The 8,674-nt window shown below is 61.0% G+C and carries 6 protein-coding genes; 3 read left to right on the top strand and 3 right to left on the bottom strand.

Annotation, left to right across the window (positions count from 1 at the left end; translation table 11 throughout):
- Nucleotides 1-52: 52 nt before the first annotated feature.
- The gene (locus AC1DLB_RS21525; protein ID WP_477785604.1) at nt 53-628 is read right to left on the bottom strand and encodes an ANTAR domain-containing response regulator; all 576 of its coding nucleotides are present in this window, start codon (nt 626-628) and stop codon (nt 53-55) included.
- A 15-nt stretch (nt 629-643) separates the two neighbouring features.
- Nucleotides 644-1,855, bottom strand: coding sequence for a CmpA/NrtA family ABC transporter substrate-binding protein (locus tag AC1DLB_RS21520; RefSeq protein ID WP_477785603.1), 1,212 nt, complete (start codon nt 1,853-1,855; stop codon nt 644-646).
- Nucleotides 1,856-2,081: 226 nt separating this feature from the next.
- Between AC1DLB_RS21520 and AC1DLB_RS21515 the strand changes: the two genes are divergently transcribed.
- The gene (locus AC1DLB_RS21515; RefSeq protein ID WP_026286344.1) at nt 2,082-3,101 is read left to right on the top strand and encodes a quinone-dependent dihydroorotate dehydrogenase; all 1,020 of its coding nucleotides are present in this window, start codon (nt 2,082-2,084) and stop codon (nt 3,099-3,101) included.
- Nucleotides 3,102-3,415: 314 nt separating this feature from the next.
- On the opposite strand, the gene rmf is transcribed toward AC1DLB_RS21515, so the two are convergent.
- Nucleotides 3,416-3,631, bottom strand: coding sequence for a ribosome modulation factor (gene rmf / locus AC1DLB_RS21510; RefSeq protein WP_003223300.1), 216 nt, complete (start codon nt 3,629-3,631; stop codon nt 3,416-3,418).
- 380 nt (nt 3,632-4,011) lie between these two features.
- Between rmf and rlmKL the strand changes: the two genes are divergently transcribed.
- Nucleotides 4,012-6,282 carry a bifunctional 23S rRNA (guanine(2069)-N(7))-methyltransferase RlmK/23S rRNA (guanine(2445)-N(2))-methyltransferase RlmL gene (gene rlmKL / locus AC1DLB_RS21505; RefSeq protein WP_477785602.1) on the top strand — a complete coding sequence of 757 codons (2,271 nt, stop codon included), beginning with the start codon at nt 4,012-4,014 and terminating at the stop codon, nt 6,280-6,282.
- Between the two features lie 143 nt (nt 6,283-6,425).
- Nucleotides 6,426-8,674 (top strand): sensor domain-containing diguanylate cyclase (locus AC1DLB_RS21500; RefSeq protein WP_477785601.1); only part of this gene is annotated, 2,249 nt, incomplete at its 3' end.

The raw sequence follows: 8,674 nt of genomic DNA, 5'->3' as shown, positions 1-8,674 counted from the left end.
CAGGTATTGTGCTTGCACTTGTAGGAGCGAGGCTTGCCCGCGAAGGTGTCCTTCAGCCAAGCAACTCACTCATGGCAATGATCTGTTCCGCCACCTGTATCAGCTTCTGCTGGCGGCTCATGGCCTGGCGGCGCATCAGGGTGTAGGCCTCTTCTTCGTTGCAGTCCTTCATCTTCATCAGCAGCCCCTTGGCCAGCTCGATGCGCTTGCGCTCGGCCAGTTGCTGGTCGCGGGCGTGCAGTTGCGCGCGCAGGGCCTGATCGCTTTCAAAGCGAGYCATGGCCACGTCGAGAATCGGCTGCAAGCGTTGTGCGTGAATGCCTTCGACGATGTAGGCACTGACGCCGGACTTGATCGCCTGGCGCATCACGCCGGGATCGTGCTCGTCGGTGAACATCACGATTGGCCGTGGTTGGTCGCGAGTAACCAGCACCACTTGTTCCATCACATCGCGGCTCGGTGACTCGGTATCGATCAGAATCACGTCCGGACGCACCGTTTCGACGCGCGCGGGCAGGTCAATGGTCAGGCCGGACTCGTCGATGACTTCGAACCCGGCTTCGGTCAGGGCCGCTTTCAGACGCCCGACTTTTTTCGCGGTGTCATTGATCAGCAGGATACGCAACATATTCGCAGGCTCCTGTCAGCGGCTGGCGAGAAGGGGAGCGCTGTCGCTCATGGCGTGCAGCGTAAAACTGCGGGCATAGCCGACCGGGTCCGAACCGTCCCAGATCTTGCCGTCGATCAGTTGACTGCTGCGCATTTCCTGACCACGGGCGGGCACGCCGACAGCGGCGGCGGCCTCACTGTATAAGTCTAGTTGCTGGACTTGGCGGGCCACGCCGAGGTAATCCGGGTCGTCACGCAGCAAACCCCAGCGACGGAACTGGGTCATGAACCACATGCCGTCGGACAGATACGGCAGATTGACCTCGCCGTCACTGTGGAAACGCACCGCGTGCGGGTCTTGCCAGCGATTGCCCAGGCCGTCGGTATAGTCACCGAGCAAGCGCGGTTCGATGCAATCGAGCGGGGCATCGAGGTATTCGGGGGCGCTCAACAGTTGCGCGGTGCTGCGGCGATTTTCGCGGCTGGCTTCGATGAAGCGGCTGGCCTCGAGGATCGCCATCACCAGGGCCCGGGCGGTATTGGGGTATTGCTCGACGAAGGCGCGGGTGCAGCCGAGGACTTTTTCCGGGTGGTCGGGCCAGATGGTCTGGGTGGTGGCCATGGTGAAACCGAGATTCTGTTGCACCGCACTGGCAGCCCACGGTTCGCCGACGCAGAACCCGTCGATGCGCCCGGCTTGCAGGTGCGCGACCATTTGCGGCGGGGGCACCACCACGCTGTCGACATCCTGCAACGGATGAATGCCCTGGCTCGCCAGCCAGTAATACAGCCACATGGCGTGGGTGCCTGTGGGAAATGTCTGGGCGAAGGTCAGTTTTGGGCGACTTTGGTGCACGTGATGGTCCAGTGCTTCAGGACTGGTCACGCCCAGGGCCKGCAAGCCGTGGGAGAGGTTGATGCTCTGGCCGTTCTGGTTCAGGCCCATGAGCACGGCCATGTCGGTGGAGGCTACGCCGCCGATGCCCAGGTGCACTGCGTAGATCAGGCCGTACAGGCTGTGGGCGGCGTCGAGTTCGCCGCTGACCAGTTTGTCCCGCAGGTTGGCCCAGGACGACTGGCGCTTGAGGTTCAGGGTCAGACCGTAAGGCTGGGCGAAGCCCTGGGTGGCGGCGACCACCACTGAGGCGCAGTCGCTCAGAGCCATGAAGCCAAGGTTTATTTCGGTTTTTTCCGGGGCATCGCTGCCGTTGACCCAGGCCAGTGGGCCGGCTGATGGTTCGTTCATCGATTTGCACCTTCCAAAAAAAACGTCGTCCCATGGCCTCTGCGCGAGCAGAGCCGGTGACGACGCCATTGTCCTTCCACTCATTCCGTCGTTGGCATGAGTGCTGATGATCATGTTGGTGCAAGGCATATGCCATCGCTGGCTGATTTTGTCGTGCGCCTCGCCTGTGGGCTCGATGCGCGGCTATAATCGCCGCCTCTCATCGCCACCCGAGTCAAGCCTGCCCATGTACACCCTGGCCCGTCAGCTGCTGTTCAAACTTTCCCCGGAAACCTCCCACGATCTGTCCCTGGACCTGATCGGCGCGGGCGGGCGTTTGGGCCTCAACGGCTTACTGTGCAAGGCGCCGGCGAAAATGCCGGTGACGGTCATGGGCCTGGAATTCCCGAACCCGGTGGGGCTGGCGGCCGGTCTGGACAAGAACGGCGCGGCGATCGACGGGTTTGCCCAACTGGGTTTCGGTTTCGTCGAAATCGGTACCATTACCCCGCGTCCGCAACCGGGTAATCCGAAACCACGGATTTTCCGCTTGCCCCAAGCCGAGGCGATTATCAACCGCATGGGTTTCAACAACCTCGGCGTCGATCACTTGCTCGCTCGCGTGGCGGCAGCCAAGTACAAGGGCGTGCTGGGTATCAATATCGGCAAGAACTTTGATACGCCGGTTGAACGTGCGGTTGACGACTACCTGATCTGCCTGGACAAGGTCTACGCACACGCCAGCTACGTGACGGTCAATGTCAGCTCGCCGAACACACCGGGCCTGCGCAGCCTGCAATTCGGCGATTCGCTCAAGCAATTGCTCGCCGACCTGGCCACGCGCCGGGCGGAATTGGCCCTGCGCCACGGCAAACATGTGCCGCTGGCGATCAAGATCGCACCGGACATGAGCGATGAAGAAACCGCTCAAGTCGCCCAGGCGTTGATCGAAACCGGGATGGATGCGGTGATCGCCACCAACACCACCCTGAGCCGCGTCGGCGTCGAAGGCCTGGAGCACGGTGACGAGGCGGGCGGATTGTCCGGCGCCCCGGTTCGCGACAAGAGCACCCACACCGTGAAGGTGCTGGCGGCGGAACTGGCCGGTCGCTTGCCGATCATCGCCGTGGGCGGTATCACCGAAGGCAAGCACGCGGCTGAGAAAATCGCCGCGGGTGCGAGCCTGGTGCAGATCTATTCGGGCTTTATCTATAAAGGCCCGGCACTGATTCGTGAATCGGTAGATGCCATCGCCGCGTTGCGCTGAAGCCTGATTTGGGCCCTGATGGTGGGGGCTTTTGTGGCGAGGGAGCTTGCTCCCGCTCGGCTGCGAAGCAGTCGTAAATCCTGCAACCGCGTTTTTTACCTGACACTCCGGGTTGATTGGTTTTGGGGCCGCATCGCAGCCCAGCGGGAGCAAGCTCCATCGCCACAGAAACGACCTCACCACCGTAGTTTCTTTGCAGGCATAAAAAAGGGCTCCCCGAAGGAGCCCCTGGGCCGAAGCCCGCCGTCCGGATAGGACGTGCGTGGTTAAGTCGTAGCGTAATCAGATTGTCGTGTCGGAGTGTGTGCCCTGTATTAGCCGACGGCGTGAAGTTCGTTGAGTCTGTGGATTCCCGCAGTGCCGGTCATACCGTCCCAATTGTCGCCGCGTCCTTCTCGCCAGCCATTGATCCAGGCTTGGCGTACCGACGGTAGAGTAAAAGGGCAAAGCTCACGGGATTTACCACCAACGCCATATTGATATCCGCGCAAAAATGCTCTTTCCAACGGATCACGCTTAAGTCTTCTCATAGGGTGTTTCCCTCACTTGTTGACTGTATGTATCGCGTCGACCTCAATCGAGGTCAGGCAGAAAAATTCTGCCGTTGGTGGCTCGCTGCCGGCGTCGCGAGCCAAGGTGTTGACGCCGTTGCGACGTCAACCTGAGTGGAGTTCTAACCAATGCGTCACATCGAGGGAATGACCGTTTTGTCATAAGAACGTAACCATAAAGATGGTATGGCCATAAGTAACACGATATTTGTGCCGTGTTGATTGGCCAAAGCCCGGAGCAGTCAGGGTGGGACGGCACACCTTCGTGCCACGCGGGCGTTCTGTTAGAAAAACGCCTGATTGAAAACCGGATCGGCAACGCGTTGCCGGTTCACTTAGCTAAAGGCTCTGGAATTACCATGTCCGATCGTTTCGAACTCTTCCTCACTTGCCCCAAAGGCCTTGAAGGTCTGCTCATCGAGGAAGCCGTCGGGCTTGGCCTTGAGGAAGCACGCGAGCACACCTCGGCTGTGCGCGGCATGGCCACCATGGAAACCGCTTATCGCCTGTGCCTGTGGTCGCGTCTGGCGAACCGGGTGCTGTTGGTGCTCAAGCGCTTCCCGATGAAGGACGCCGAAGATCTCTATCACGGCGTGCTGGATATCGATTGGCAAGACCACATGCTCAACGACGGCACCCTGGCCGTCGAATTCAGCGGTCACGGCTCTGGCATCGACAACACGCACTTCGGCGCCTTGAAGGTCAAGGATGCCATCGTCGACAAACTGCGCACCCCGCAAGGCGATCGCCCGTCCATCGACAAGCTCAACCCCGACCTGCGCGTTCACCTGCGTCTGGACCGTGGCGAAGCCATCCTGTCCCTCGACCTGTCCGGGCACAGCCTGCACCAGCGCGGTTATCGCTTGCAGCAAGGCGCGGCGCCGCTGAAGGAAAACCTCGCGGCAGCGATTCTGATCCGTTCCGGCTGGCCGCGCATTGCCGCCGATGGTGGCGCGCTGGCTGACCCGATGTGCGGTGTCGGCACGTTCCTGGTGGAAGCCGCCATGATCGCCGCCGATATGGCGCCGAACCTGCGCCGTGAGCAGTGGGGCTTCACCGCCTGGCTCGGTCACGTACCGGCGCTGTGGAAAAAACTCCACGAAGAAGCCACTGAACGCGCCGCGGCCGGCCTGGCCAAGCCACCGCTGTGGATTCGCGGTTACGAAGCCGACCCACGCCTGATTCAACCGGGCCGCAACAACGTCGAACGTGCCGGCCTGAGCGAGTGGATCAAGATTTACCAGGGCGAAGTGGCAACGTTCGAGCCGCGCCCGGACCAGAACCAGAAAGGCCTGGTGATCTGCAACCCTCCGTACGGCGAGCGTCTGGGCGATGAGGCGAGCCTGCTCTACCTCTACCAGAACCTCGGCGAGCGTCTGCGTCAGGCGTGCTTGAACTGGGAGGCGGCGGTGTTCACCGGCGCTCCGGATCTGGGCAAGCGCATGGGCATCCGCAGCCACAAACAGTATTCGTTCTGGAACGGCGCGTTGCCGTGCAAATTGCTGTTGATCAAGGTCACGCCAGACCAGTTCGTCACCGGCGAGCGTCGCACCCCGGAACAGCGTCAGGCCGAGCGTGAACAGGCGGCCTACGATGAAGCACCGAGTGAGCCGCAAGAGCGCAAGTACAACAAGAACGGCAATCCGATCAAACCGGCTCCGGCACCCGCCCCGGTGATTGAGCAACCGCGCTTGAGCGAAGGTGGGCAGATGTTTGCCAATCGTCTGCAAAAGAACGTCAAGGCGCTGGGCAAGTGGGTCAAGCGTGAAGGCATCGACTGCTACCGCGTCTACGATGCCGACATGCCGGAATATTCCATGGCCATCGACCTGTATCACGACTGGGTCCACGTTCAGGAATACGCCGCGCCGAAATCCATCGATCCGGAAAAAGCCTCGGCGCGGATGTTCGATGCCCTCGCGGCAATCCCGCAGGCGTTGAACATCGACAAGAGCCGCGTGGTGGTCAAGCGTCGCGAACGTCAGAGCGGCACCAAGCAGTACGAACGCCAGAGCGCCCAGGGCAAGTTCAACGAGGTTAACGAAGGCGGCGTGAAGCTGCTGGTGAACCTCACCGACTACCTCGACACCGGGTTGTTCCTCGACCACCGGCCGATGCGCATGCGGATTCAGAAAGAGGCGGCCGGCAAACGCTTCCTCAACCTGTATTGCTACACCGCGACGGCCAGTGTGCATGCGGCCAAGGGCGGTGCGCGCAGCACCACCAGCGTCGACCTGTCGAAAACTTACCTGGACTGGGCGCGGCGCAATCTGTCGCTGAACGGTTTCTCCGACAAGAACCGTCTGGAGCAGGGCGACGTGATGGCCTGGCTCGACGCCTGCCGTGACGAATACGACCTGATCTTCATCGACCCGCCGACCTTCTCCAACTCCAAACGCATGGAAGGGATCTTCGACGTGYAGCGTGACCAGGTGCAGTTGATCGACCTGGCCATGGCGCGACTGGCACCGGGTGGGGTGTTGTACTTCTCCAACAACTTCCGCAAGTTCCAGCTCGAGGAAAACCTCACCGAGCGTTATGCCATTGAAGAAATCACGGCCCAGACCATCGATCCGGATTTCGCCCGTAATGGCAAGATCCACCGTGCCTGGAAGATCACTGCTCGCTGACACTTAAGCCTGATTGGATCCACAGAGCCTTGATTTTTAAAGGCTCTTTGGTTCTTTCAGTGCTGGTCAAATTAGTGGCTAATAGCTATAACTCAACTCATGGCCAATGGGCTTTCCGGCACCTGGCGTTATGAGTTGCGTTTATGTCGTTACACGCCGTGCGCCCCAAGATCCTGGGTTTTATCAGCGAAGATGTCTCGGCCTGGCTGGTCGCGCTGCTGGTATTGCTCGTCGGCGGGATTCTTACGGGGTTGCTGGCCTGGGCAACACTCAATCAGTTTCATCAGCAAATGCGGCAACGTTTCCAACTGCTCGCCAGTGAACGCTACAGCCGTATCGTAGAACGTTTCGAAGATCAGGAGCAGCGCCTTGATGGCCTGCGCCGGTTCTTCGCCAATTCCGAGTCGGTGTCCCGCGAGGAATTCGACGGTTACGCCAAACCTCTTTTGCGGCGCACTCAAGCCTATTCCTGGGCACCACGGGTTTCCCGCGCCGAACGCCCCTTGCTTGAACGCTTCGTGCATGACGAAGGCTTGAGCAATTTCACCTTTCGCGAACTCACCGCCGACGGCCAGTTGCAACCGGCCGCGGAACGGGACGAGTACGTGCCGGTGCTCTATACCCAAACCCAGAGCCGACTGCCCACGCCGCTGGGTTACGACCTGCTGGCCCAGCCCCTGCGCCGTTTGACCCTGGAGCGTGCCGATCGAACTGGCGGCATGGTTGTCTCGCAACCATTGCATCTGGTRGGCATTGAGCCTGCCTATTCACGGGGTGTGTTGCTGGTGGCACCGGTCAGCCGTCAGCAGCTGCCGGGCACCACGCCCGCCGGGTATGTGATGGCGGTGATCAGCATGCGCCAGCTGCTGGCGGACGGGCTGCCGGAAGAGAATCATGATTCTCTCTCGGTGCGCATTCTCGACTTGTCCACCGATGACCAACACGAAGTGCTGTACGAGTCGACCAACCCGGCGGGGGCCAGTGACTTATCCTCCACGCGCTTGCTGCGCCTGGCCGACCACGATTATCAAGTGGATATGCGCCCCAGTGCTGCGTTCCTGCAAGCCAACCATTCTTCAGTGACCAGCCAGGTGGTGCTGGGTGGTTTACTCAGCTTGTTGCTCAGTGTGTTTCTCTATGTGTTGGTCAGCCAGCGGCAACGGGCGCTGAAAATGGTCGAGCAACGGACCGAGGAACTGCACGCCCGTGAGCAAGAGCTGCGCGGCACGCATGGCCAATTGCGCGGCGTGCTGGATGCTGCGACTCAGGTGGCGATCATCGCCACCGACCTGCGGGGGATCGTCAGCACTTTCAATGCCGGTGCCGAGCACATGCTCGGTTACTCCAGTGCGCAGGCCGTGGGCCACATGACCCTGGAAAACCTGCACCTGCCCCGGGAGCTCGAGGCGCGGTCGGCGGAGTTGAGCGCGCGCTATGGCAAGCCGATTCCGACCTGTCAGGCCATGTTGGTCGAAGGCGGGGAAGAGGGCGGTCATGAAGCCCGGGAGTGGACGCTGGTGCGCCGCGACGGTAGCCATTTGACGGTGAACATGCTGGCGACCCCAGTTCTCGACGAACAAGGGCTGTGGGTTGGGCACCTGGCGATCTGTATCGACGTCACCGAGCGCAAGCGTGTCCACGAGGCTCTGGCGGCGCGGGACCTATTGTTGAAGAAGCTCAGTGCCCATGTGCCCGGCGGGATTTACCAGTTCAAGATGGAGTTCGATGGGCGCTTCAGCATTATCTACGCCAGCGACGGGATGCGCGAGATCTACGAACTCGAATTGGAGGTACTGCTGAGCAATGCCGAAGCGGTGTTCTCGCGGATTCATCCTCAGGACTCGCGCCGGGTCCGCGCGTCGATCCAGGTGTCGGCGGACAACCTCAGCCCCTGGCGCGAAGAGTATCGCGTGCAATTGCCCGAGCGTGGCCTGCGCTGGGTCCGCGGCGAAGCAACGCCGGAGGAACTGCCCGGTGGCGGTGTGCTGTGGCATGGCTACATTTCGGACATTTCCGACCTCAAGCGGGTGGAAGAGGAGTTGCGCGCACTGTCGGTGACCGACTCATTGACCGGGATCTATAACCGCCGCTACTTCCAGGAGCGCCTGACCACCGAAATGGCCCGGGTCGAGCGCGGCGGTGGCGAGTTGTCGGTGATCATGCTCGACATCGACCACTTCAAACGCATCAATGACCAGCACGGCCATGCCGTGGGCGATCGGGTATTGCAGGCGGTGTGTGAGCGTATTGGCCGTCGCCTGCGGCGCACCGATGTGTTCTGTCGCCTGGGGGGCGAAGAGTTCATGGTGCTCTGTCCGGACATCGACGGCGAGCAGGCTCATGTGCTGGCCTTGGAACTATGGCAAGGGTTGCGCAGTTCGCCGATCGACGA

Source organism: Pseudomonas sp. 05N434 (assembly GCF_056396965.1).
This window is presented reverse-complemented; position numbering and strand designations above follow the sequence as displayed.